A 25,114-nucleotide genomic window follows, 5' to 3' on the forward strand; every position below is an offset into this window, starting at 1 on the left:
TCTCCACCATTACTCTATTAGAAAAGTAAAGTTAGCGCTAATTAGTTTTGCAAGGAGGTGAATAATTGTTAACAATCATTTTTTACATGTACCCTCTCGGATATATTCAAACACTACTCAAAGTAAATCATTTGGTTATTAGCATTTTAAGTAAAAAACACCTATTCTCTATCAGTATATTTTTCTATAATAGAATAGATATGAATCAGGGAGGAATAGGGAAATAATAAAAAAAGATAGGAAACTAAAGCAGAGCTTCACTGATGGGATACTTCTTTTGAATTTGTAGGCAGAAGGGATAGACTATTGTAGCCAGGAATATTGAAAGCTAAAATAAAAAGGGGGTTTTTAAAGCCCCCTTTCTTTCGTTTAATTTTCATCCTTCATCTTTGTTGCCGCCGAGGATTTTTTTTTGATCTTCAACTCCAGCTCATCCGATTTCCCATCGTGATTGGCTTCTATGATATCACCTTCGTTAATATCATTTTTCAATAATTCTTCAGCTACGGGGTCTTCCAGGTACTTCTGAATGGCCCGGTTCAATGGACGTGCACCATATTGCGGATCGTACCCTTTCTCCGACAGAAAATCTTTGGCTTTTTCGGTCAGTTCCAGTTCATACCCCAGGGCTCTCACTCTAGAGTATAATTTTTCAAGAGAAAGATCAATGATTTTATGAATATGTTCTCTTTCCAGAGAATTGAATACAATTACATCATCCAATCTATTCAAGAACTCGGGAGAGAAAGCTTTCTTCAAGGCATTTTGAATAGTACCTTTCATAATTTCGTCCTGAGTTTGAGCTTTGGAGCTGGTGGCAAATCCTATACCCGCACCAAAATCTTTCAGATCTCTTACCCCAATGTTGGATGTCATGATGATGATAGTGTTTCTGAAATCCACTCTTCTACCCAAGCCGTCTGTCAAGATTCCATCATCCAGCACTTGTAATAAAAGGTTGAAAACATCCGGATGCGCTTTTTCGATTTCATCCAACAATACCACACTATAAGGTTTTCTTCTGATTTTTTCGGTCAGTTGTCCACCTTCTTCATACCCTACATACCCCGGAGGCGCTCCTACCAAGCGAGAGACAGAGAATTTTTCCATGTACTCACTCATATCGATTCTCACCAGTGCATCTTCTTTGTCAAACAGATAAGTGGCCAATACTTTGGCTAATTCCGTTTTACCGACTCCCGTAGGGCCTAAAAAGATAAAGGAACCGATTGGTTTTTTGGGATCTTTCAATCCTACACGGGTTCTTTGAATCGCTTTAACCAGTTTGACAATAGCTTCATTTTGCCCAATGACATTCTTTTGTAATTCACCGGACATACCCAATAACTTCTTACTTTCATTCTGAGCTACTCTACTGGTAGGGATTCCGGTCATCATGGCAATGACTTCCGCCACACTTTCTTCACTGACCGGATATATTTTTTCGTTAGTTTCTCTTTCCCAGCGAAGCTTTGCCTGTTCTAATTGCTCCAAGAGTTTTTTCTCTTTGTCACGTAGTTGGGCAGCTTCCTCGTATTTTTGGCTTTTGACAACCCTGTTTTTTTCCTTCTTGATATTTTCAATCTGTTCTTCCAGTTTGACGATATCATCCGGCACATGGATATTGTTAATATGAACTCTGGCTCCTGCCTCATCCAATACATCAATTGCCTTATCCGGTAAGAAACGGTCACTAATATAGCGATCTGATAACTTCACACAGGCATCAATGGCTTCATCGGTATAGTTTACCCGGTGGTGATCTTCGTACCGGCTTTTGATATTGTTCAGAATTTCTACCGTTTCTTCAGGAGTGGTAGCATCTACCATTACCATTTGAAACCTTCTGGCCAATGCCCCGTCTTTTTCAATATATTGACGGTATTCATCCAGAGTGGTAGCACCAATACATTGTATATCTCCCCGGGCTAACGCAGGTTTAAACATGTTAGAGGCGTCCAAGGATCCGGAAGCTCCTCCGGCACCAACTATGGTGTGGATCTCGTCGATAAACAAGATGACTTCCGGTGCTTTTTCCAACTCGTTCATTACGGCCTTCATCCGCTCTTCAAACTGACCTCTGTATTTAGTACCTGCAACCAAGGAAGCCAAATCCAAGGTTACAACCCGTTTGCCAAACAACACGCGGGATACTTTCTTTTGTACGATTCGAAGTGCCAATCCTTCTGCGATGGCAGTTTTACCTACGCCCGGCTCTCCGATCAAGATCGGGTTGTTCTTCTTTCTACGGCTAAGGATTTGAGCGACCCGTTCAATTTCACGCTCTCTTCCCACGATGGGATCGAGCTTGTCTTCTTCAGCATATTTGGTAAGGTCTCTACCGAAATTATCCAAAACCGGAGTTTTTGATTTTTCGCTGCCTTTTGACTCACGTGATCCCCCACCAAAGATACGGGATGGCTCATCATCACCTTCGTCCGTATCTGAAGAAGCAGAAATCGGATTATCGGTATGGTATTCCAAAAGCTCTTTGATGACTTCATAGGTCACTTCAAATTTGTGTAAAATTTGCGTAGCCAGGTTGTCTTCATCCCGGAGGATAGAAAGCAACAAGTGCTCAGTACCTATGAGTTGAGCTTTAAAAATTTTCGCTTCCAGATAAGTTATTTTTAAAACTTTTTCTGATTGCCGGGTAAGAGGAATATTAGCAAGATTCTTAACATTATGACTGGCAGTCCCTTTGGTTGCTTGCTCTATAGTTTCTCTAAGTTCATCGAGTTCGATTCCCAGTTTTTTCAGTAAAGCAACAGCAATTCCCTCCCCTTCCCGGATCATTCCCAATAGTAAATGTTCCGTTCCAATGTAGTCATGCCCTAACCTCAGAGCCTCCTCTCTGCTAAGTGATATTACCTCTTTTACCCTATTCGAGAATTTTGCTTCCATAAGCTATGGGAGATTGAATATTTAATTTTACATCTAAAGTTACACCAATGGCTCGAAAAATAAAAGGAATGCAAAAATTATCGCGCATATATCCTCAGCTAGCTTTTCGGCCGTTTCCGGTTTTTCACAAATATTTCAGAGTTGTGTTTTTTAAGATATTTCTCGCATTCGGCCCTTCACAAAATACCACATCCAAAATGCTAAGGTTCTTGACAAAACTCTGATGGAATACTTGTATATATTCCTCTGCACGAACAATACCACATTCCCTTTTAGGGTGCAATTGCCCCCTTAAATCCAACACATCGTCTGTATATTCCTGATGATAGCTGTCAGTTTGGCTCAGCTTAGTAGGGATACCCAAAGCTTTCAGACATCCTGTCAGAAGGTCCAGATTGAGCTCATACACAAATTGGTGGTCTTGATAAATCACTTCCCGAAATATATCGGCATATATTTCAAAGTAAGGCGCCTTGGCATAAGCCGTGGTAAGAGCCCTCCAATGTTGGTTTTGCCACTTTTGCTTATCGTCAATTTCAATTTCCCGGTAAGGCAGGCCTTTGTTAGCTTTCAATACCGGTACTGTCAGTCGCTCCACCCTATTTGCGGTCAATATGTAACAGCGATTTCGATAGCTTTGTTTCTGAAAATTATCATTTGCTTCAATTTGTATCTTGTCTGTGTATAAAAAGGGGACAAAATATTCCACACAAGGCAGATAGTGCAAATCGATAATAATAGTTTTATACTTCATTCTTTAGAAAACCAAATAAAAATATTCAACCAGGCCCACTTTAGCTATCATTGATCAGCACTCCATTTCTCTTGATAATTTCCCTTCAAAAGGCGAATACATTTCCACAAAGGACTTATCGAGTAAGTGGTCCGCCGAAAAACCTTCTTTGTATTTGAATTTTAAATAATTGATTGTCAATCCTTGGGCACTGAACTTTCGCTCATAACGGGTAGTGATGCCATAGTGTTCTTCCAAAAAGGGAGAATTGTATAAATCACGGGTAAGCGCTTCTAACGTTAATTCCAAGGTCTCTAAAGTTTCAACGCTATATTCAAACAACTGTTTGTTATCCGTTTTGAAATTTACCCATCCTCCCGGTTTGAGTATCTCATGATAGATCTTCAAAAAACGCGGATGGGTAAGCCGCCTCTTTGCATCGCCTTTTTTAGGACGAGGGTCCGGAAATACAATCCAAATTTCAGCGACCTCATGTTTTTCAAAAAAGTAATTCAAATGTTGAATTTGGCAGCGTAAAAAAGCCACATTGTCCAATTGCTTTTCCAATGCCACATTACTGCCATACCACAAGCGGTCTCCTTTCAAGTCGATCCCAATAAAATTCTTATCGGGAAACTTTTCAGCCAAGCCGGTAGAGTATTCTCCCCGGCCACAGGCTAGCTCCAGTACGATCTCATTGGAATTTTTAAAAATCAATTCATTCCAATTCCCCTTTAAGTTCTGGTACAATGGTTTACCCGGCTCTAAAATATTTTTGCGCTCCTCATTCTGCGCAAATTTCTTTAATTTCCTTCTTGACATCTTTTCAAGATTTTATCAACACCACAGGTTACCCTTCTCATAGCACAACCCTATGAGCATTATATTTCCCTGATTGGCTTTTTGAAATTCGTTGGTTAATACAGAAAATTGCAGTTCAAAATCGAAAAATTATAAGAAAGCAAATTTATCCATTTTTTTACTAAATCTGTCGAAGAGGCTTAAATCTTTGATTTTCAAATAGTAGCCATTTACCACAACGAAACAGGCCCTCTTGTCCGAGAATTATGTTATTCCTATGTACGGGAGGGGGATATAGTGAGAAACATTTAAAAGGATATTAACTTTGCCGAATGCTCTCGATAGCACCCATAGTAAACCGAAACTACTAATTTAATATGTATAAAACAGAATGGCTGTGACAACAGGAAATAAACTTAAAAACTTAATTGTAGTCGGAGACCGCATCCTGATCAAACCCAAATCTCCGGAAGAGAAGACGAAGAGCGGTTTGTTTTTACCTCCAGGTGTACAAGAAAAAGAAAAGATCCAATCGGGCTATGTGATGAAGGTAGGTCCGGGTTACCCGCTTCCTATGCCTTCTGACGACTATGAAGAGCCTTGGAAAGAAGTAGATGAAAAAGTTAAATATATCCCGTTACAAGCCCGAGAGGGGGATTTGGCCATCTTCTTACAAAAAGGTGCTTACGAAGTCGTTTATGAGGAAGAAAAATATTTTATTGTCCCCCAACAATCCATTTTATTATTGGAAAGGGACGAATCACTCTTCACGTAATTGCTATTTCAAAAGGTCGCTCAGTTGCGGCCTTTTACATGCCTGTTTGTTCTTCCGCACGTTTTCTCAAATCATCCAAAGAGTAGTATTCGTATTCGGTCTCTAACAAAGGAATGTAAACTTGCTGATGCACCCAATGTTTTGTTGTACGAATACGTCCTCTCTCATCGTACTCCACAAAAATTTTCATATAAGGCTTTCCGTCTTTCCGGACGACTTCTTCTATAATCCGGTCATTTTGATAGTTTAATTCAATCGCAAATCTTTTGGAACGCAAGGCTTCCTGCAAGTACAGTTTCGCTATATTTCCCTCTGAATTATAATGGAAGCGGCAAACCCACTCCTCACCCAAGGTTGAAATTAGTTTCCGTTTTTTGATTCGTCCGGATTTATCCGTTTTATACTTCCAGGGTTTCTCATCCTTCAATAAGAAAAACAGTGAAAACGGCCTGATATAATTGGAATAGTAGTGGGCATACCTTCGCAGGTGGTATTCGGATTGTCGAAACTGCCCCCAATAGTCAAAGCTAATTTCCGCTATAAGGTTACCGGGTTGTTTTATAATGGAAGTATCCAAATAAATTTTCTGATTTTGAGGAATGCGGGTCAAATGCTCCAGGTTTTCAATGTATTTGACCCCTACACCGGTTAAGGCAGTTACCGGGAGCACTTCGTTTTCTTGCTCTCCATTTAGTAATTGACGGATCCACGAGTTATTTTCCGTTACTTTGGTTTGGGGGGTAATGTAGATTACGGCATCATACCCTATCTGCTGCGCTTTGGCTTTTACCTTACTTAACAAATCATCGTACTCTTCTTTTTTACTACCCCTTACTTCCAAATAAGCAATTTTTATAAACGGCTTGTTTTGGGGAAATTCGTTTCCGAAAAACAATTGCACCTCTTCTTCCTTTTCATCAGGTAAAGGAATATCATTAATACTTCCCTGAAAAGAAGAGTAATTTTTATAACAAGACGATAATACGGTTAATAACAGAATGCCGAATGCCTTCAGGTGAACGGTGTTCATAAAAACGATTGGTTTAAGTTGGCAAGTAATTTATCAAAATCCTGATAAAACGCTAAAAGTAGAAGCAGGAAAGAATTGCAGATTTACACTCTCTACCTAGCTTCGATAAGATTGTTGTATTTTTGGGACAATTTAATGCAATCATTGACAATAATTTTGCACTTGTGAGAGGAGATCTATTTAACTATTATATTATTTACAAGCCTTATGGCATGTTGACACAGTTTATGGATGAGCAAGGACGGCCTACATTGAAAGACCTAGGCCCGTTTCCAAAAGATGTGTACCCTGTGGGCAGGTTGGACTTAGACAGCGAAGGCTTGCTTATTTTGACCAATGATGTACAGCTCAATCAGCGTTTGCTACATCCCAAGCACAAACACCAACGGGAATACTGGGCACAAGTAGAAGGAGCAATCCACCAAGAGGCGCTGAATCAATTAAAAAAGGGGCTTGAGATAAAAGTCAACAAAAAGACTTACAAAACACTGCCTGCTCAAGCCTTTGCGATGGAAGAGCCGGAAAATCTTCCTCCCCGTAATCCGCCTATCCGTTACCGGAAAACAGTCCCTACCTCATGGTTAAAGTTGCAATTGATGGAAGGGAAAAACAGGCAAGTGCGGAAAATGACAGCCAAAGCAGGCTTTCCTACCCTTCGCCTGATCCGTGCCCGGATAGAAAACCTTTCTCTTGGCAACTTACAACCGGGTGAGGTAAAAGAGCTGCCGCGGAATGCAATTTATAAAGCATTATTTAAAAAGTAATTCTTTCTATTTCCGAAAGAGAAACCCCTTCAAAGAGAAGCGTCTCACTTCCAAAATCGAAGGGGTTTTAATGTATTCAAAACTAATCTATAAACCTTCAACCTCAGCGACTACGAAGGTACTTCCTCCGATAAAGATAAAATCACGGGGACTAGCCGCTGCTTTGGCCTTGTTGATGGCTTCCGCAACACTTTTGGCCAGTTCGCCTCGGAGTCCTATGTGCAAAGCTTTTTCATACAAAATTCCCGCATCCAAGCCTCTGGGAACTTGTGGCTTACAAAAATAATAACGGGCTTTTTGGGGCAAGAGCTGTAACAGTTTACCTACCTCTTTGTCTTTGACCATCCCCAATACTATATGCAATTGATCATAGGGATAGCGGGAAATTTGCTCCACCACAGTCGCCAGGCCCTCCTCATTGTGGCCGATATCACAAAAGATATACGGTGCTTCACCTAACTGTTGCCACCTGCCTTTGATCCCGGTTAGCTGTTGGGAGGATTCGATGCCTGTTTTAACAGCGCCTTCGGGGATCTTTAACCGCCCTTGAGTATTGAGTACCTCTATCATTTGTAAGACCCCGCAAATATTAAGGTGTTGATGTTTTCCCAAAAGAGATGGCATAAATTCCCTATTGGGTTGCTCTTTGTGCACAACGGTGATTTTACCCTTTTCCGATGGAACGACCTGCAATGCATCCGAGGCAAAACTCAAAGCGGCATTTACCTCCTCACTTTTTTGTTGAAATACCTGATCCACCCCGGCTTGCCTTTGGCTCACGACTACCGGAACTCCCGGTTTGATAATACCGGCCTTTTCAAAAGCGATTTTCTCCAGGGTATCGCCTAGCATGTCCACATGGTCAAAACTGATATTGGTAATCAAACAGGCCAGGGGTTGAATGATGTTGGTAGAGTCAAACCTTCCTCCCAGTCCTACTTCGATCACTGCCACCTCAACCTTTTTCGATTGAAAATAGGCAAAGGCCAAAGCCACCGTAATTTCAAAAAACGAAGGTTGTATTTCCTCAATAATGTCCCGAAGTTCTTCAATGAAGTGAATCACAAACTCCTCTTCTATCTCTTGCCCGTCTACCTTTACTCTTTCCGTAAAGCTCCGCAAGTGAGGGGAAGTATACAGCCCGGTGGTATACCCAGCCGATTGCAGTATGGCTGCAAGCATATGCGAAGAACTTCCTTTGCCATTGGTGCCTGCAATATGGACCGACTGAAAAGCTTCTTGAGGATTGCCTAAACGTTCACAAAGAATTTGTATATTCCCCAAGTCTTTTTTAAATGCCGTATTTCCTACCCGTTGATACATGGGCAGGCGCTCATACATATAATTGAGTGTTTCCTGGAAGTTCAAGGTATTACGTTTTATTTATAAAGTATCTAGCAACCAAACCCTATAGCTATAAGGTTTGAAAGGCAATATTACAAAGGAATGCTGATAGAAAGTATGCCTTTGTACAGGTTAATTTTCCCTTTTAGCTAAAAAGGAACGGACGATTGCGGTATGGCAATCGTCCGTTCAATTCAGGTTCTTTATTAAGCAGTCCGCTAGGAAAATCTCCCTGCTTTTGGTTTTGACTCAATATACTATCTGGAAGTAATGGTAAAGCGGATTCTTCCCACCGTAAAGGCAGGAGGATTATCTCCGGTAACCGGTGAAAAAGTAAGGTTTTCCACTTCTTTTTTATATACATTGGCTACGGTCGAGGTCACCGATCGCTTCAGTGTTTTCACCGAAATAACTTCTCCTTCGTCATCAATTTTAATTTCAAACTCTACATACCCCGTTTCTCTGGAGTTGTCCACTACGTTTGGCATTTCGTCCCAATTCCAACCGGGCATGTCCAAGGCTGCGCCCCCACTTCCGGTGGAACCTAACAAGGCATCCGCATTCAGGTTTCCCTCTTTCTTTCCTTGATCGCCCGTTTTATTTTGGTTGCCATTGTTATTTGCCTGGTTTTCATTTGCCGTACCCGTATTGTTGTCTTTCGAACCGGGAACCGGCTTCAACACGGTTTCCTGATTTACTTTCGGTTTTTCTTCCTTCGGTTTATCCGGCACCGGATCGGGTTCAGGCATTTCTTCTACCGTTTCTACCGACTCTTCACTTTCGTCTGCCACCGGAGGCACTTCCGTAGGAGTTTCTTCCGGAGTCGGATCCTCTGTTACAGGATCCGGAGAGGGTTGAGGCTCTTGCACCGGATCTTCAGTGGGCTCTTCCGTAGGGGGAGTTTCCACATCCGGCTTGGCTTTATCCATGCTCTCATTATTATTGGGAGTCGTTTGGTTTTGAATATCACCGGAGCCAAAGTCCATGGTTCCGAAGTTTACTTCAATTCCATATTGCGGAATTGGAGGGTCAGGCGCTCTCCAGGCAACTACAAATATAAGTACGGCAATGACTGCCGCATCCACCAATAAGGTAATGAGTAAAGCCGTACGCTGCCGTTTTTTCTTATTTTCTTCCTCCATAAATGCTCTAACTTAAAGAATGTGTAAAAGAGGTTTGTGTGGAGTGAGTAATGCGTTTGTATTACTCAGGCCGGGTAGCAATGGATACTTTTGCTTTTAATTTTGCAGCAATCCCCGCTACATTCACCAAGTATTGAACCGGTACATCTTTATCCACCTGCAATACAACCACCCCTTCTTCCTTCACAGGTAAAATGGACTTCAGTTCGTCTTCCAGAAAATTATACGGTACCTCCACCTCATTCACATAATACTTAAGATCTTTGGTAATGCCCACATTTACCTTAGGCATCACTTTGGATGAAGCCTTACTGGTAGGCACTTTGATAGGTAACCCCGAAGGGGTCACAAAGTTGGAAGTAAGCATAAAAAAGACCAATAACAAAAAGATCATATCTGTCATCGAAGACATGTTGAAACTGGGGTCTACTTTATTTTTTGAGCTTAAAGCCATATTTCAATGTGCAGTTATCAATTAACAAGGAATATATGCCGGTGCGTAATACGGGCAATTCACAATTTTATGACAAGTAACTTATCCGCAAAGACCGTGTGCCTGCCAGCAACAGGCTGTCTTGATTTAGTTAGGGCGTTGTAATAAGTCGATAAATTCAATCGTGGTCACCTCCATGTTGTGAACCACATCCGAAACTTGCCGTACCAGGTAATTGTATGCCACATAAGCGAGGATTCCGACAAAGAGTCCTCCGGCTGTGGTAATCATGGCCTCGTAAATCCCCGAAGAAAGTAATTTAGGGCTGACCGATCCTTCGTTTTGAGAAATTGCAATAAACGCTTTGATCATTCCGATCACCGTTCCGAAAAAGCCGATCATCGGTGCTGCTCCGGAAATTGTCCCTAATACGGAAATGTTTTTTTCCAGTTTGTAGATTTCCAGCCTGCCTACATTCTCAATGGCAGCCTCGATATTCTTCAAGGAAGAACCGATATGGCTCAGTCCGGAAATCAACATTTTAGCCATCGGAGTCTGATGTTGGTCACAGGCTACTTTAGCCCGGTTGACGTCTCCGGCCAGTACCGCCTCTTTCACTTTATTCAAAAGAGTACCTGGCTCTTGTTTCGCTTTTCTAAGAATATTAATCCGCTCTACGAATACATATACCGAAAATGAAAACAGAAGAAATAAGACAAGCATAGTCAGTCCTCCTTTTTGGATCAATTCCCAAAGTCTAATTTCTTCGACCAATTCGGGGCTAGTGAGTCCTTCTGTTACGTTCAAAGTGTCCAAAACCTCCTGGAAAAGCAGTAACGTCATATTTGTTTAGGTTTAAATGTTTCAGTTGGTATAATTATAAAAAATAAACTAAACAGCAAAAACAGTACTTGATCTGTTCAATCGCTCCCTGTGTCTTGCAAAAAAATATCTTAACTAAAAAGAATACTTCTTGTTCTTTGATGTTGCCGTTTACACAGCTTTGTACTGCGCCCTCTTTTATGTTATTCGGCCCGGATTGCAGAGAAAGTTAAAGGTTAATAGTGTAATAACCAGGCTCCTGAGTAATCTTTTTTTGCATCTTGTGCCGCTTTACTTCCATCGCCTTTGCCGGCCCGGTCGTCTATAGAAACCCGATAACTGGTACCCGACTGTAAAATTTTAGCGTTGGAATATCCTTTCTCATTGGCTCCTTTCACTGCAACTTGTGCATTCTTTACCGTGCTATAGCTTCCGATGATTACATAATACCGGCCCGTTTTGGAAGTAATAATACTTCCCGAAGGTGAAGGCGTTGAAGGTTTTGTATTTTTTTGAGGGTTCTTTGTGTCTTGCCCGGCAGGCGAGACACCTTTCTCTTTCTCCGAAGTGGGGCTCACTGGTTTACTCTCTGACTCTTTCTGCCCTACAGGAGTCGTTTTACCAGGATTATTATCGGCTTCCCCTTTTGTAGAATTGGAAGCCAACTCTATCGCTTCTTCTTTCGTAAAGACATCCACCAGTTTATCATAAGCACTCGGATTAATGATAAAATAAATGGCAAAGACGGTGATAACCAACAAAGGAATAAGGATCAGCAAAAGCACCAAATCGGAAGGAGCTTTTTTCACCTGGGAAGTATTGGCCGTTATCTGTGTTTCATACACCGGCTCTGCGGTCAATTTGGGTAAACCATAGCTTTCCACATTCAGGTTCACATCTTCATCTTTGTCAAAGCGAATATCCCCTTCCACGGTTTTCTTCAACAAACCCAAGCCTTCCACTTCATAATATCCTTCGGCATCCAAGGCTTCTTTTACTTGAAAAACAAAATCTGCAATATGGGATTCGATATTGGTATAGTCGGCATCTTCGGAAGACTCCGCAATAAAATCGGTTAATGATTTAGCCCCCAGGGCCAAGGTATCCGGACTAAAGTCGATAGCCACATCCGGAGGGGATATGATCTTATCTTCTTCGTCAAATTTAGCTCCGGTAGGATAACTGGTAAAAGTCCCCAAGCCGGGTATCAATACTTTTTCATATTGCGCAAGCGCTCTTTTGAAATATTCTTCAATCATGGTTTCACTGGTGCTAATTCTCAGATACGAAAAGAATCTACTCCGGGGCCATATTGTTCCCCTGATTAGAATGTATACATGGCTCCGATAAGGGCATGGATTCCTTTGGAATTATAATACAAATATCTCTGATATTTTTGGGAAAAGATATTATTAATCGCCAAAAATGCCGACAGGTTCTCAAATACCTTGTATTCTCCTTGTAAGTTCAAATCAAATATCGGATCCAAAGTAGTGGTACTTCGTTCCGCATTTATTTCCATCGCCTTGATCCCACTCAAAGCATAAGCGCTTGCCTTGATAGTCAAGAAATCCTGATGGTTATACTGCATCATCAAATCAAACTCGGAAGAAGGGCGATGCCAGGCCTCTGCCAGGTCTTTTGTATTATAATTGTAAAACTGATACTTCAACACTCCTTTTAGTGGGTTGAAATCAGCTGAAAGTTCTGCAAAGAAATTCAATACATTCGTATTGCCTTCATCGTACAGGATATTGAATTTGGCTCTGTTCAATGTGTCATTCACATAAAAGTGTAAATTTTCCACGGCATTGAAGGAAAACCCGGCTCTCAAACCTAACTTCCGGGTAGGAGAGGCATTCACTCCCGCCTCAAACCTCAATTTTTCATTGGCATGAGCCAAAGGAACACGACTGTTCAAGTAGGGATTTTCACGGGCAAAATCCAGTAGTGTGCGTTGGTGCAAATTACCGGTGATTTTACCATATGCTTCCAATACATCTTCCACCACCTGATACGTGGCCTGAATGTCCGGGTAGAAATACAAAGACTTCGCGTCCATGGTTGAATCCGAATTATAGACAATCCGGACTCCGGCCTGTACTTTTAATTTGTCCACCTCCATATTGTAAGAAGGGCTCAAGTAGAACAAGTTCCGGGTATTGTTTACCCCTTCGTCTTTCCGGTTTGAAAACAATAATTCCAAATCAGCCTTGATAAATGCTTCGTCATTCAGTTCGTATTTGGACCGGAAATGCAATTGGAGGTTGTTCTCTCTTGCCCCCAAACGGTCCTGTAAATGATGAAAGTCCAATCCGGAACGGAATTGAAACGGTGTATAACTTTGTGTATTTTGAACAAACTCCAGCCCACCTTTCACTGTATGATACAGTTGTTTAAGGTCTTTGGCTTCCAGGTTATCGGCCAAGGTATCGTACCCGTAAAAATGAACCATTCTCCGGTCATAGCCCAGGTACGTACTGACATCGCCCGTAGGGGTAAAAAACTTCGCATTCCCTTCCAAAAGGTTATGACTGGTACCGCTGAATTCTTTATCCACCGGACCCCATACGGAAGATAAATGCTTGGCATGCACCGAGTAATTTATTTTTTCACTGCGCAAAGAACTATGCACTCCTTCAAAATACGGGGTAATGTATGAACCTACCCCTCCTTTTACATAATTACCGGTTAAGATTTCCGGATAGGGGCGCTCCATTTTGGCCGCATGAATTTGCGGTTCCAACAATGGCAACTCGTAATCCACCAATTGCAATTCATAGGTTTGCCGGGTATCCGGTTTTAATTGCTCGATTTTATCCATTTTCGAATATATCCGTCCGGCAACAGGCAACTCTAACACGGATTCTTTCTCCACCCGGAATTCGGCATCTTTCAGATCCGTACTTTCCTTCACAAATTTATCTTGTTGTGCCAATGCTCCGAATGGCAACAATGCCACTACTGAAAGGGCCAAGCATTTATAGAGAATTCGATGGAATTTCATTCTGTGTTATGTGTTAGTTTGTAATGTATTTAAAAGGAACTCCAGGCTTTCTTCCCCCGCTTCCGGTTCTTGTATGACCTGTTAGATTTCCAGTTCGGCCAAACGGTTTTTTGCCCGTTCTTGGTACACTGGATCTTTACTGTTTTCTACAATGGAATTTAAAGTAGCTTTTGCTTGAAACTTGTTCCCTAAGTCTATATAATTCTCGGCAATCAGCAAATATGCTTCATAAATCCACTCCGGATAGGAATCAAATTTGTTCCGCACATCGATCAACGCTTGGGTACTTTCTTCCAGATTTCCTTGTTTGCGCAAGGCCATGCCGATCAAGTATTGTGCCTCCGCAGCATATTTGTCTTCGGCCGAAGTAGTGGTCAACTGAAATTGCTTGACTGCCTGAATATAAGCCCCTTGTGCCAATTGCACTTTTCCCAAATACAACAGGGCCAAGGTTTGGTAGCGACTGATTTTTTCATCCAAAATTTGTTTTGCATAAATATTGGTCGCCTCAAAATCATTCAACTCAAAATAACAGCGAACCAAGCCTGACAGTGCTTGCTCCGTATAGCGTTTTTTGTCTGCCAGTTTTTGCAACTCCAGATAGTATTGCAAGGCTTCGGAATAATTTTCATTTTGAAATTCCAATTCCGCGATTTCCCTGACGGCCCTCACTCTCAAAGAGCCCTCTACTTCTTTATAACTTTTCAACGCCAGGTTCTGATTATCCAACAAGTTATAACTGTATCCCAAATAATAATATGCATCTCCCGTGTATCTGGACCGCTGTGTTGATTTGATAAAGTTTCCTAATGACACCACCGCTTCCCGGTAATTGCCATTGTCAAACGGGCGTTTTGCGGCTTCGTAAGCTGCCAACAGAGTTACATCGCTTTCCGGGTTTGCCCGGGTAAACTTTTGAATATACAAAGCCAAATCCTGTACGGCATATCCTTGTGAGTTGATTTCCTGTAATGATTGGATAGCACTTTCCGCTACTTTATGCCGCGGATACAGGTCAATAATTTTTTTATAATCATTAGCCGCTTGCGCTAAATTATTCTGCAACTTATAGGACAATGCTCTTTTGGAATATACATAGGGTACCAAGACACTGTTGGGGTATTCCGCCAGAATTTTGGAGAACCAACTGACGGCTTCCGCTCTACGGGCATTTTCAAAAAACACCATCGCTTTTTGGTAATAAGCTTCTTCCCGGTATTTGGATTGGTTATGCTCATAGATGACTTTGTCAAAACTACGGTTGGCATCGTTAAACCTTCCGTATTGTTTATAGGTCATGCCCATTTGAAAATGGATATAATCCATATCCACACTTCCGTTGTCCAGCGCTACTTGGTAAACTCTTAGTGCATTTTCATAATTTTTGGTGACATAGTAGCAATCTCCCAGCCGCATCAAAGCGTCCACCTTTTTATTCTTGTCGGCATCCGAAGAATGCTGGATATAATTGCTAAACTGGTACAATGCCTGCTCATATTTTTTGGTGTTGTAAAGGGCATATCCTCTTCCGTACTGTGCCTTTTGGTTGTATGAGGAGCTTGTAGGTACCCGCTGAAAATAGACCAGGGCCGTGTCGTATTTATTTCCGAAAGAATAGATTTCCCCTAGCCAATAATTAGTCGCATGAGTTACCTCTTGGTTCATCGGATACCGCAAAGACATTTTCAAAGTCCGCACTGCTTCTCCGTAATTTTCGTCATTGTAATCCTGAACAGCTTTATTAAAGGCAATTTGTTGATAGGCGGCCTGAAAGCGCGGGTCGTCACTTTTCACATTGGCAATATATCGTAAGGCCTCTTCATAATCTCCCGAGTGCAGGAAGGCCTCACTGGCAATGGAAAAAACTTCTTGTGTATGCGTGCCGTCAGGAAAATTATCGATATAAAATTTTCCTGCTTCCACAGCCGTCCGGAAGTCTGCCACATCAAAACTTGCTTTGGCAAAATAATAGGCTCCCAATTCTTGGATTTGTTCATCGTGTTCCAATCGGCGCACCTTATCAAAAGCGGCTACCGCCATTTCTTTTTCATCCAAACTCAAATAGCAAATTCCCAGATGGTAAGCGGCTACTTGCGCCAACGTATCTTGTCCGTCTGCCGCATTGCTTAGGTATTTTGCCGCGGCATGTTTATTCCCGGTTTTAAAATTAGCATACCCTACCCGGTAATACTCTCCCCGGTCCACTTCCGCCTGGTTGGATTGCATATATTCCTCTAAATATTTTGCTGCCTGTGTATAATCTTCTTGTTCGTAATAGACGTCTCCAACTAATAGTTGTAACTCCAAGGGCACTTCTTCCCCTCTTGCTTCGATTTCCTGGGCATACGCCAACACTTTATCGAACTTACGCTGTTTGTAATAAATGCTAGGGAGTAAAACATAGGAATCTTTGCGAAGATCAGGATGCTGGCTAGCCCTTTCAAGATTTTGGATTGCCTCTTCGTATTCTCCATCCAGGTAGGATAAATACCCGTAGTAATAGCTGGAGTGGGCTGCATAAGGATGGCTCCCCCCTTTGATCACTTTAAAGATTTTTTTGGCTTCCCGGTTCTTGCCCAATTCAAAATAGGCATATGCCAATTTATAGCTCGCCTCAATGTCCCTTTCCGTTACCAGGTTTTCTATACGGGCTTTCTCAAGATACTCTTGTGCCGGCAAAAACTGTCCTTTATCAAAATAATAGCTACCCAAGTCAATGTACGCTTCCCTCGTCAGGTGATGGGTAGGGTGCTTTTCCACAAAGGCCAGAATCAACGACTCGAAGTTAGGGTTGCGTAATTTCAAAGCACATAAACCCACATAATATTCCGCTTGAATCGCCCGGTCATCGGTATATCCTAAGGCAAGGTACCTTTCAAAACTATGCTGGGATGCCGCATATTTTTTCTTTTCAAAAAATTCCAGGCCATTGCGGTAATGCAGGTCCTCATGAACTTCGGTCAAGGTATTTTGCCCCCAGCTTTTTGCATGAGCAAAACCTATTAATAAAAGGACTAGGAAGAGGCGGTGCATTCTATTCATTTATCAAGTTTAGTTTTTTATCAATATAAAAACCGGCTGTAAAAGTATGCAACATACGAAGCCTGTCTCTATTCTACTAAAAGAAGTCTCGTAAACTTCAAAAAAATCTTTCACCAAATTCGCAATGACCCTATTGTATCAGTGCTTTCGATGGTTATTTTCAACAAACAGGCCCGGAGATTCCCCAAGCAATCGTCTGAAACCCCTGTTCAATTTCTGCTAAATGCGGCCAAAAGGGAAAAGAGGATTTCCTTCATCAAGCGCCAAAACTTCTGTACGCCTTGCTTCTTTCACCAGCATTTCACATTTTTTTAATAGATTGACACAATTTTTTTGCCACTTAGGCATTGACCTCTATTTTGATGAAGCGCCTTCCAAAGGTTAACGGTCAGGTATAACTTTGAAAGGCGTTGGTTTTTCTCTATGGATTTACGCTTTGAATTCTTGCAACAGATCCAAAAGTTTAAAAAAGGTTTCTTTGGAGTGTGTCGGGAAGTTCGCAATTCTGATTTGCGAGGTTTTCCACTTGCCATAACCGCTCCCTACTTGTAAGAGGTGAGGCTTAAGGTACTCGCTCACTTGTTGAAAAGTACAATTAACCAGATTGGCAACCAATACGGTTTGGGATTGGTGCTCCTTTTTCTGAACAAAACACTCAAAATTCGGATGGGCCTCAAAAAAGTTATATGTCAATGCCGCTTTGTGTTCCACCTCCTGGCGGATTTGCTCCACCCCTCTTCTCAACATATCTTCACATACTTTGCCCAGTAAGTAAATTCCCAAAACATTAGGGGTTGCCGGAGTTTGATGCTTCACGGCTTTCTCCAACAAGGAAGGTATCGAATGGTAGGTTCCGATAGACAGCCCTTTTGCCTCCAGGCTGTTTGCTTTTTCTACACAGCGTTGATTGAAAATCCAAACCCCCAATCCGGCAGGTAATCCCATTCCCTTTTGTACGGAAAAAAAGAGCGAATCAATTTTACGATAATCGATATTCAGGTATGGCACCGAAGATACTGCATCCACCGCAATGAGCTGATCTGGATACTTCTCTCTCAATTGATAAATAGCGTCAACGGGAAGGGCTGCCCCCGAACTGGTTTCATTTTGTGTGACACAAATCATTTCGGCTTCTTCCGGCACTACTACTTGATCGATATCAAACCCCTCTCCGAAAGGCACATCTAACTTTGTCGCTTTTCGTCCTAAAAGACCGGAAAACTCGTAAAAGCGTTTTGAAAAAGAACCGTTTACCAAATGGTAGGTCTGCTTTTCGGCACAATTTTGAATCAACCGCTCCCAAACTTCCGTTGCCGTATTGGTAAACACCAGATAATACTCTTCCGGCACTCCTAACAATTCTTTCACACGGGCTGCTGTATTCTGGTAAATATCCATAAAAGCCTGGCTGCGATGGGAAATCGAGCACACGTCTTCTTGTATAGCAGTTTTCAGATGATCCTGAACCGTAAAATACAGTTCACTCGGGCCGGGAGTTAAATAGATGTTTTTGCTCATGTAAATCATTTATTAAAGTAGGACTCAAACAAAAGTACAAAGAAATCACAGATTGAATGCAGCTTACATTCATTCGAAAGCAATAAAATTGCATCTGCAAACAGGAGGTTGTTTAGGAAAGGTAGGCAAAAATAGAAAGGAGCGCGGATAAACCCCTGATGAATGAGCAGGCTTATTCTCACTGCTTATATTTTATGGCAGCCTGATGGAAAATACCCCACCAGGCTGTCATAAAAGTCAAAAGAGTGCTTAAGAGAAAGAATTATGCATTGCTTTTTAACTTAGCACCAGGCTCAGGAGTTTTTTCATCCGGCCATTCCGAACGGAACTGCTCCCAATATTCTTGATTGGTTTGTTTCATTTCTTTACTCAACATCAGGATACCCACCAAGTTAGGAATGGTCATCAAGGCAATGGCTACTCCGGAAAGTGTCCATATAATAGTTGTATCCGTAAAAGCAGCCAAGAAAAATCCTAATACATAAACCACCCGGTAATATTTTACGGCATCGCTGCCAAAGAGGTACGTCACTGCCCTTCCTCCATAATACGACCAGGAAATAGCTGTGGAAAAGGCAAAAAGTAACAAACCGATGGAAATAATATACTGTCCGTAGTCCCCTAAAAAGCTGCGTTTGAAGGCTTCGGCAGTCAAAGGCGCACTGTGCATAAGCGATTTGCCATAGAGTACGATTTCCTTATCACCCGTTTTCAACATTCCGTCTTCAACATGCACTTTACCAGTGTAAGGTTGCTTGGAGATTTGCACATGTACATCTTCCGCCACAGACCGGGCATGAATAACCGTAACAGCGTCTTGAATACGCCCCTCGGTTACGGTAAGGTCCCCATTGAACAGAGGTAATTGCGATTCTTGATTTAAATGATCTCCCAGCTTCACTTTATCTTCCGGATTGGCATCATCATATGCCCCGTCCAATAAAACAATGTCGGCTTCCTGGAATTTATTTTCAATTTTTTCTTGCCAAACTCCCGAGGACAATAGTACCAGCCCGGTAAGCGTACAAATCAAAATGGTATCGATAAAAGGTTCGAGAATTGCTACCAAACCTTCGGAAACGGGCTCATGTGCACGAGCCGCAGCGTGGGCAATTGGGGCCGAACCTTGACCGGCCTCGTTGGAGAACAAGCCCCGGTTTACCCCTCGATTAAACGCAAAAGCCAGAGAAGCCCCCAAAAAGCCTCCGGTAGCGGCTGTCCCTGAAAATACATCCGCAAAGATTGAAATAATGGAAGGAACGATGTTTTCGATATTGTATAAAATGACTGCCAGTGCTCCGATGAAGTAAACAACCGCCATAAAAGGCACTAACTTTTCCGTAACCTTTGCAATCCGTTTAATTCCCCCAATGATGACAAAGCCCAGAATAATCGCCAATACCGCTCCGGTAAACATTTTATCAAAGCCAAATGTACTTTCCAGAGAGTTCGCGATACTATTAATCTGAGGCATATTTCCCGTACCAAAGGAAGAGATGATGGTAGCTACGGCAAAGATGGCCGCCAACCATTTCAGGTTCAAAGCATTTTTCATATAGTACATGGGCCCTCCGGCAATACTTCCATCTTTGGCCTGCTCCCGGTACTTATGTGAAAGAGTTACCTCTACAAATTTGGTGGTCATCCCTAAGAAAGCTGTCATGATCATCCAAAACAAGGCTGCGGGCCCACCTAAATGTACGGCCAATGCCACTCCGGCAATGTTACCGGTACCAACTGTTCCGGAAAGGGCAGTGGCCAAAGCTTGAAAATGAGAGGTATCCCCTACATCCTCATCTTTATCGTATTTTCCCCTGACAACTCGTAAGGCATGGCGGAAGTAACGAATCTGGGGGAATTTAAGGTAAAAAGTAAAAAACAATCCAGTACCTAAAAGGAGAAGCACAAACCATTGTGATCCACCGATTAAGCTATCAATGGTTTTTAAAATTTCGTTAAGTTCCTGCATAAGCTGTGTTTAAGTGTAGTCACAATTTTTTAACAAAGTCGCAAAATAGAATTTTCATTAAATATTTCTAAATAAAATTGACAATTTTAGTGAAATGAAGCTCAAGTGTTTACTTCCTTCTTTATTGTTTAAATTTAGAGCCGAGACCGATTTTTTAAATTCATTTTTAAACAATATTGTGATGATCCCAAATTATATAGAACACCTTGGCATTGCCGTCAACAATTTAGAAGAAAGTATTCGATTTTACGAGCAAGTCTTTGGCCTTACCTGTTATGCCATAGAGGAAGTAAAAGAGCAAAAAGTAAGAACAGCCTTTTTTCAAGTGGGCCAAACCAAAATTGAACTTTTGGAATCTACAGACCCGGAGGGCCCCATCTCAAAATTTATTTCAAAAAAAGGAGAAGGCATTCATCATATCGCATTTGCCGTATCGGATATTGAAGATAAACTTAAAAAAGTAGAATCAAGGGGAGTGCAACTTATTGATAGAACTCCCCGTAAAGGTGCTGAGGGATTGGATATTGCCTTTTTACATCCCAAGTCGACTCAAGGCGTATTGATGGAGTTATGCGAAAAGAACTCATAAATTTCCCATTCCTTAAGGCCTCATTCTTGAGAGGTATGCCGAGTTGAAGCTTCTATTGAAAAAGGAATTTTTCTAATCAGTGGAATTTGTCCTAATTTCACAGCCTTAATTTTAGTTTAACCTTAACAGTTATCATAATAATGGAACCCATTGATGCCTTAAACCAAGTGGCAGAATTTCATAAAACCTTCAAACATCCTATAGAAGAACAACCCATCATCCCTTCGCCCGAGCGCTGTGAACTGAGGGTCTCCTTAATTGCCGAAGAGTTAAAAGAATTACAAGAAGCCATTCGGCAAAAAGATCTTACAGAAGTTGCAGATGCTTTGTGTGATATTCAATACGTCCTTTCGGGAGCGGTATTGGAATTTGGACTAGGTGAAAAATTCAAAGAATTATTTGACGAAGTACAACGGTCCAATATGAGTAAAAGCTGTCAAACGCAGGAAGAAGCGGAAGCAACAGTCCAATATTACAAGGAAAAGAAAGACACGGACTGTTATTACACCCAAACGGACGGACATTACCTTGTTTACCGTAAGTCCGACAACAAAACCTTAAAATCTATCAATTACTCTCCTGCAGATCTGAAAAAAGTTTTAGGTCGGTAAGTACAGACAGAGTCTATTGCTTTAACATGATCTTCTTGCTTTTCTACAAGAATGTGAACCGGGCAGTTTGGGGGAAAGTTTTTTGTCAATAAATTTGCCCGGTTTTTTATTCGAGTCAAATAAAACATCTACGATCATCGAAACTAAAAAATACACATTGATTACCGGTGCCAGTCATGGTATCGGTAAAGAAATGGCCAGGGTATTTGCCGAAAAAAAGCATAATCTTATCCTGGTAGCGTTGCCAGGTCCTGAATTAAAAGAGCAGAGTAAGGAACTACAGGAAAAATATTCCGTGGATGTACGGTATTTTGGTGTGGATTTAACGGATGAAAATGCTCCGAAAAGTACATACGAGTGGTGCAAACAAGAAAGCCTTTCCATAAATATACTCATCAATAATGCAGGAATTGGAACCGGCGGGATATTTGAGAACCTTGATTTAACATTTTACAACAAAATGATTAAGCTCAACAATCAAGCGCTGGTAGGCATGACCTATCACTTTATTCCTGAGCTCAAAAAACATTCTAAAGCCTTTATTTTAAATACCAGTAGTTTAGAAGCGGCCTTGCCCCTTCCTTACAAAAGTGTCTATGCAGGTACAAAGAATTTCATTTACAGCTTTTCTTTGGCCTTACGAGAGGAATTAAAATCCCATAACATTCAAGTAAGTGTACTTTGTCCGGGGCCAGTGGTTACGAATGAGGAGGGGCTAAAACGGATAAATTCACAAGGGGCCAAAGCTAAAATCATCGTCAAGATGCCCGATTATGTAGCAGAATACGCCATCCGGAAAATGTTCAGAGGAAAAACGATTATTATTCCCGGCGCGGTCAATAAAGGCTGTGTAAAGTTAGGTAGAATTTTGCCTACTTTATTAAAAATGTGGATTCTGGAAAGAGTGTTCCGGGTATATAAAGACCATTAGCAGAGCAAAATACATTCATAAAAAAGCTCTGCATTTCTTTATGCAGAGCTTTTTTATGAATGACTGTTTATATCTCCAATTAACCTATTACTTTTCCAGTTCTTCGCGGGCATTTCTAATTTTCTCTACCAAATTGTATTCGTAAACCGAAGCAAATTTAAACTGCCCTTTGTACGCATTTTTTAACATTTCCTGAGCTTTATCCAATTGATCGGCATTTTTATAACTCAAGCCTAACAAAAAGAAACATTGTACTTTCAGGTCCGCAGCTAATTTGGGGTTGTGAACGAGTTTAGAGATGTCCTCAGTGGCCTCACCTAGTTGTTGCAATTTATATTCGCATGCGGCTTTCAAGAAGATCATAGATACATCCTTAGGCACCAATTCCAAGTAGCGGTCTAAAGTTGCTATCCCCTCTTCATAATCACCGTTTTGATATTGTAAGTTGGCCAGCTCTATCAATTTTCCATATAGGGCCTCTTCATTTTTCTCTGACTCGACAGCTTTCTTTTGGGTTTCAATCACACTGGACTTTTTCACTTTTATAGCAGCCAGTTTCTTTTGCAAATCATAGGCTTTGGAAAACGAAGGATCCAGTTTTAGCGTAACCAATAGATTTTTTTCGCTTTCTCCAAACTCATAAACCCGGAAATATGCATTCGCCAGGCTATAATAATACTCAGGAGTAAACTGGAAAAGTTTGGTTTTATATTCGCCACCGTCAGCATTTTTCAATACTTCTTTTGCCTTATCATATTTACCCAAATTGTGATATGCATACCCTAACTCAAAAAAGTATTTTTCATTACCGCGAGTAGTGGGTACCTCTTTGATCAATTTTTCCATGATCTCCAAGGTTTTTTCATATTGATCAACTTGATTGTAATACACTGCCTCTAAGAAGTTCAAATCAAAGTTGTCTTCCCCTATGATGGATTTGGCATCTTGAATATGTTTAAAAGCAAAACGATGGCGATTTACTAAGTACAAGATGTTTATGATTTCCAACTTATATAACAGACGGTTTTCAATGTTTTCATCAAACTCATAAGCCTTCTCAAAGTTAACTACAGACCTTTCGGCATTTCTAAATTGAGAGTATAAATTTCCTAACATCTCATAAGCTTGATAAAAATCCGGTTTGGCTTCAACTGATTTTTCCAGTGCTTTAATGGCTGATTTAAATTTACCCAGCCCAATCATACAAGATGCCTTTTTGAAGTGGGCCTTAAAGTTTTTTGGATTTTTGGCAATTACCTTATCTAAATTATCGCTTGCCTCTTCATACCTGTTATTTTGCATTAAAAACTCTACACTATTCATCAACTCAGCTTCTCCCTGTTGAGCAAATACCGGTAGTGTAAAAGTAAGGCAAATGGCTAGGCATAAGAGATATTGATATCGTCTCATTTTAAATGGATTATTTGATAAAACAGGTATACAAAAAGTTATAACTTAAAAAGTAGAATAGGTTCCTAAAAAAATTGGATCAAAACGATAACGAAAAAAGCCTATTTTGATTGTGAACTCTTCACTATCGAAAAATAGGCTTTTTTACTAAAAAATCTTCATCTTCCTTCTAAACACCTATTAATACATATTCCGTAAGTCGGCTAACTTACCTTCAATGGCCACACTTCTCAACTTTACCTGATGGTGTACGGCCATGTCTTTACTAATAAAATTTCCCATGAAAATCTGATAGGTAATCTCCCCCCCGTATTGGTCGATCATGATATACACATCCTCAAAGCCTTTTTTCTGCATTCTTCGGCAATAAGTTTGAGCAGCTTCCAAATCTTTCAGGTCTTTTACATGTACGGACCATCTGTTTTTTTCAATTCGAATCCCATCCGGGCTATATAAATACCGATACATTGGATCAAACGAAATATAAGGAGCAAAATAAGGAGTGGCTTCGGCTGCATTTCCCGTGGTATCTTTGATAGAGAAGAACCAGTCCGCCTGTAAAACCTTAAAACTTTTTACATTTTTATCAGCCTCAACATATAGATAATAAGGCATGCCTTCAGCGTTTTTCAACTGCCGGACATTGCCTTTTTTTATGGTATAAACAGTGAGCAGGTAATGTTCTTTTCCCTCTTCCTGAGTCGGTGAAGCTTTGGGAACCACTCTTACAAAATCCAAGACGCCATCCATGTTAAATTCACCAAAAGAAGCAACTCCCTCAAATAAACTTGAAAAGGATACTTGATAAATATGTTTAGCATCACTTATATCAAAAATATTATAACAACGATACCGGCAACCTTCTCCCAAACAATCTTCCCGGTAATTAATCAACATAAGATAGGTTTTCCCCAGATAGGAAAATTCCTTTACCTCTAAAATATTACTGAAATTTTGCCGGATAGTTTGCTCCATACTACAGTAAAAAGAGTAATGTTGGTTATTGATATAAATACCTGTAGGATTCGGATTAAAAATATTATCGTATTGTTCCCCATTTACAAAATAAGTTTTCAAGGCTACACTACTGCCTTCATATATGGTAAAGGTGGTATCTCCTGCTTCTTTGGGGGCACTGGGTGCTGGGCGGCTAATGAGCGATACAGGCTCCTGAGACAACATATCCAGTGTATAAGTAGAGTTGATTTCAGGTTGTTGGCCTGCCGCATAAAATGAGATTAGAAAAAATATTACTACGGAAATAATTCTTTTCATCATAAAAAAATTGA

General features: G+C 41.0%; 21 protein-coding genes. 5 read left to right on the top strand and 16 right to left on the bottom strand.

What is annotated here, in order from left to right:
* Positions 1-369 precede the first annotated feature (369 nt).
* The 3 genes from AAG747_RS14570 to trmB form a co-directional block, all read right to left on the bottom strand.
* Complete coding sequence (locus AAG747_RS14570) at positions 370-2,904, bottom strand: ATP-dependent Clp protease ATP-binding subunit (RefSeq protein WP_346821913.1); 2,535 nt, start codon at positions 2,902-2,904, stop codon at positions 370-372.
* Positions 2,905-3,028: 124 nt separating this feature from the next.
* The gene (locus AAG747_RS14575; protein ID WP_346821914.1) at positions 3,029-3,658 is read right to left on the bottom strand and encodes a WbqC family protein; all 630 of its coding nucleotides are present in this window, start codon (positions 3,656-3,658) and stop codon (positions 3,029-3,031) included.
* Between the two features lie 54 nt (positions 3,659-3,712).
* On the bottom strand, positions 3,713-4,459 hold the full coding sequence (trmB, locus tag AAG747_RS14580; protein ID WP_346821915.1) for a tRNA (guanosine(46)-N7)-methyltransferase TrmB: 747 nt from the start codon (positions 4,457-4,459) through the stop codon (positions 3,713-3,715).
* Positions 4,460-4,829: 370 nt separating this feature from the next.
* Between trmB and AAG747_RS14585 the strand changes: the two genes are divergently transcribed.
* Entirely contained in the window at positions 4,830-5,213 is a 384-nt protein-coding gene (locus AAG747_RS14585) for a co-chaperone GroES (RefSeq protein WP_346821916.1), read from the top strand.
* Positions 5,214-5,247: 34 nt separating this feature from the next.
* Here AAG747_RS14585 and AAG747_RS14590 read toward each other — a convergent pair whose 3' ends face one another.
* The gene (locus AAG747_RS14590) at positions 5,248-6,243 is read right to left on the bottom strand and encodes a hypothetical protein (RefSeq protein WP_346821917.1); all 996 of its coding nucleotides are present in this window, start codon (positions 6,241-6,243) and stop codon (positions 5,248-5,250) included.
* A gap of 122 nt (positions 6,244-6,365) precedes the next feature.
* On the opposite strand from AAG747_RS14590, the gene AAG747_RS14595 reads away from it, so the two are divergent.
* Positions 6,366-7,007, top strand: coding sequence for a pseudouridine synthase (locus AAG747_RS14595; protein WP_346821918.1), 642 nt, complete (start codon positions 6,366-6,368; stop codon positions 7,005-7,007).
* Between the two features lie 87 nt (positions 7,008-7,094).
* Here AAG747_RS14595 and AAG747_RS14600 read toward each other — a convergent pair whose 3' ends face one another.
* From AAG747_RS14600 to AAG747_RS14645, 10 genes are all read right to left on the bottom strand, one after another.
* Positions 7,095-8,375: a bifunctional folylpolyglutamate synthase/dihydrofolate synthase gene (locus AAG747_RS14600; protein WP_346821919.1), complete on the bottom strand. Its 1,281-nt coding sequence runs from the start codon at positions 8,373-8,375 to the stop codon at positions 7,095-7,097.
* A gap of 233 nt (positions 8,376-8,608) precedes the next feature.
* Positions 8,609-9,493, bottom strand: coding sequence for a hypothetical protein (locus AAG747_RS14605; RefSeq protein WP_346821920.1), 885 nt, complete (start codon positions 9,491-9,493; stop codon positions 8,609-8,611).
* A 61-nt stretch (positions 9,494-9,554) separates the two neighbouring features.
* Positions 9,555-9,947 (bottom strand): ExbD/TolR family protein, encoded by a 393-nt coding sequence (locus AAG747_RS14610; RefSeq protein WP_346821921.1) that lies wholly within the window; start codon positions 9,945-9,947, stop codon positions 9,555-9,557.
* Between the two features lie 126 nt (positions 9,948-10,073).
* Positions 10,074-10,769, bottom strand: a complete 696-nt coding sequence (locus AAG747_RS14615; protein ID WP_346821922.1) for a MotA/TolQ/ExbB proton channel family protein — start codon at positions 10,767-10,769, stop codon at positions 10,074-10,076.
* A 215-nt stretch (positions 10,770-10,984) separates the two neighbouring features.
* Positions 10,985-12,007, bottom strand: coding sequence for an HU domain-containing protein (locus AAG747_RS14620; RefSeq protein WP_346821923.1), 1,023 nt, complete (start codon positions 12,005-12,007; stop codon positions 10,985-10,987).
* A 65-nt stretch (positions 12,008-12,072) separates the two neighbouring features.
* The gene (locus AAG747_RS14625; RefSeq protein ID WP_346821924.1) at positions 12,073-13,755 is read right to left on the bottom strand and encodes a TonB-dependent receptor; all 1,683 of its coding nucleotides are present in this window, start codon (positions 13,753-13,755) and stop codon (positions 12,073-12,075) included.
* 81 nt (positions 13,756-13,836) lie between these two features.
* Positions 13,837-16,797, bottom strand: coding sequence for a tetratricopeptide repeat protein (locus AAG747_RS14630; RefSeq protein WP_346821925.1), 2,961 nt, complete (start codon positions 16,795-16,797; stop codon positions 13,837-13,839).
* A gap of 219 nt (positions 16,798-17,016) precedes the next feature.
* Positions 17,017-17,145 carry a hypothetical protein gene (locus AAG747_RS14635; RefSeq protein ID WP_346821926.1) on the bottom strand — a complete coding sequence of 43 codons (129 nt, stop codon included), beginning with the start codon at positions 17,143-17,145 and terminating at the stop codon, positions 17,017-17,019.
* 81 nt (positions 17,146-17,226) lie between these two features.
* The gene (locus AAG747_RS14640) at positions 17,227-18,315 is read right to left on the bottom strand and encodes an aminotransferase class V-fold PLP-dependent enzyme (RefSeq protein WP_346821927.1); all 1,089 of its coding nucleotides are present in this window, start codon (positions 18,313-18,315) and stop codon (positions 17,227-17,229) included.
* Between the two features lie 262 nt (positions 18,316-18,577).
* A complete protein-coding gene (locus tag AAG747_RS14645) occupies positions 18,578-20,284 on the bottom strand; it encodes an alanine/glycine:cation symporter family protein (protein ID WP_346821928.1) in 1,707 nt (568 codons plus the stop codon).
* Between the two features lie 181 nt (positions 20,285-20,465).
* On the opposite strand from AAG747_RS14645, the gene mce reads away from it, so the two are divergent.
* From mce to AAG747_RS14660, 3 genes are all read left to right on the top strand, one after another.
* On the top strand, positions 20,466-20,873 hold the full coding sequence (gene mce / locus AAG747_RS14650; RefSeq protein ID WP_346821929.1) for a methylmalonyl-CoA epimerase: 408 nt from the start codon (positions 20,466-20,468) through the stop codon (positions 20,871-20,873).
* A 140-nt stretch (positions 20,874-21,013) separates the two neighbouring features.
* Positions 21,014-21,484 carry a pyrophosphohydrolase domain-containing protein gene (locus tag AAG747_RS14655; RefSeq protein ID WP_346821930.1) on the top strand — a complete coding sequence of 157 codons (471 nt, stop codon included), beginning with the start codon at positions 21,014-21,016 and terminating at the stop codon, positions 21,482-21,484.
* 94 nt (positions 21,485-21,578) lie between these two features.
* Complete coding sequence (locus tag AAG747_RS14660) at positions 21,579-22,415, top strand: SDR family NAD(P)-dependent oxidoreductase (RefSeq protein ID WP_346821931.1); 837 nt, start codon at positions 21,579-21,581, stop codon at positions 22,413-22,415.
* A gap of 87 nt (positions 22,416-22,502) precedes the next feature.
* On the opposite strand, the gene AAG747_RS14665 is transcribed toward AAG747_RS14660, so the two are convergent.
* Together AAG747_RS14665 and AAG747_RS14670 are read right to left on the bottom strand one after the other, a co-directional pair.
* Complete coding sequence (locus AAG747_RS14665; protein WP_346821932.1) at positions 22,503-23,825, bottom strand: tetratricopeptide repeat protein; 1,323 nt, start codon at positions 23,823-23,825, stop codon at positions 22,503-22,505.
* A 180-nt stretch (positions 23,826-24,005) separates the two neighbouring features.
* A complete protein-coding gene (locus tag AAG747_RS14670; RefSeq protein WP_346821933.1) occupies positions 24,006-25,103 on the bottom strand; it encodes a hypothetical protein in 1,098 nt (365 codons plus the stop codon).
* Positions 25,104-25,114 lie beyond the last annotated feature (11 nt).

The sequence above is a fragment of the Rapidithrix thailandica genome (assembly GCF_039710355.1).
Lineage (GTDB): Bacteria > Bacteroidota > Bacteroidia > Cytophagales > Flammeovirgaceae > Rapidithrix > Rapidithrix thailandica.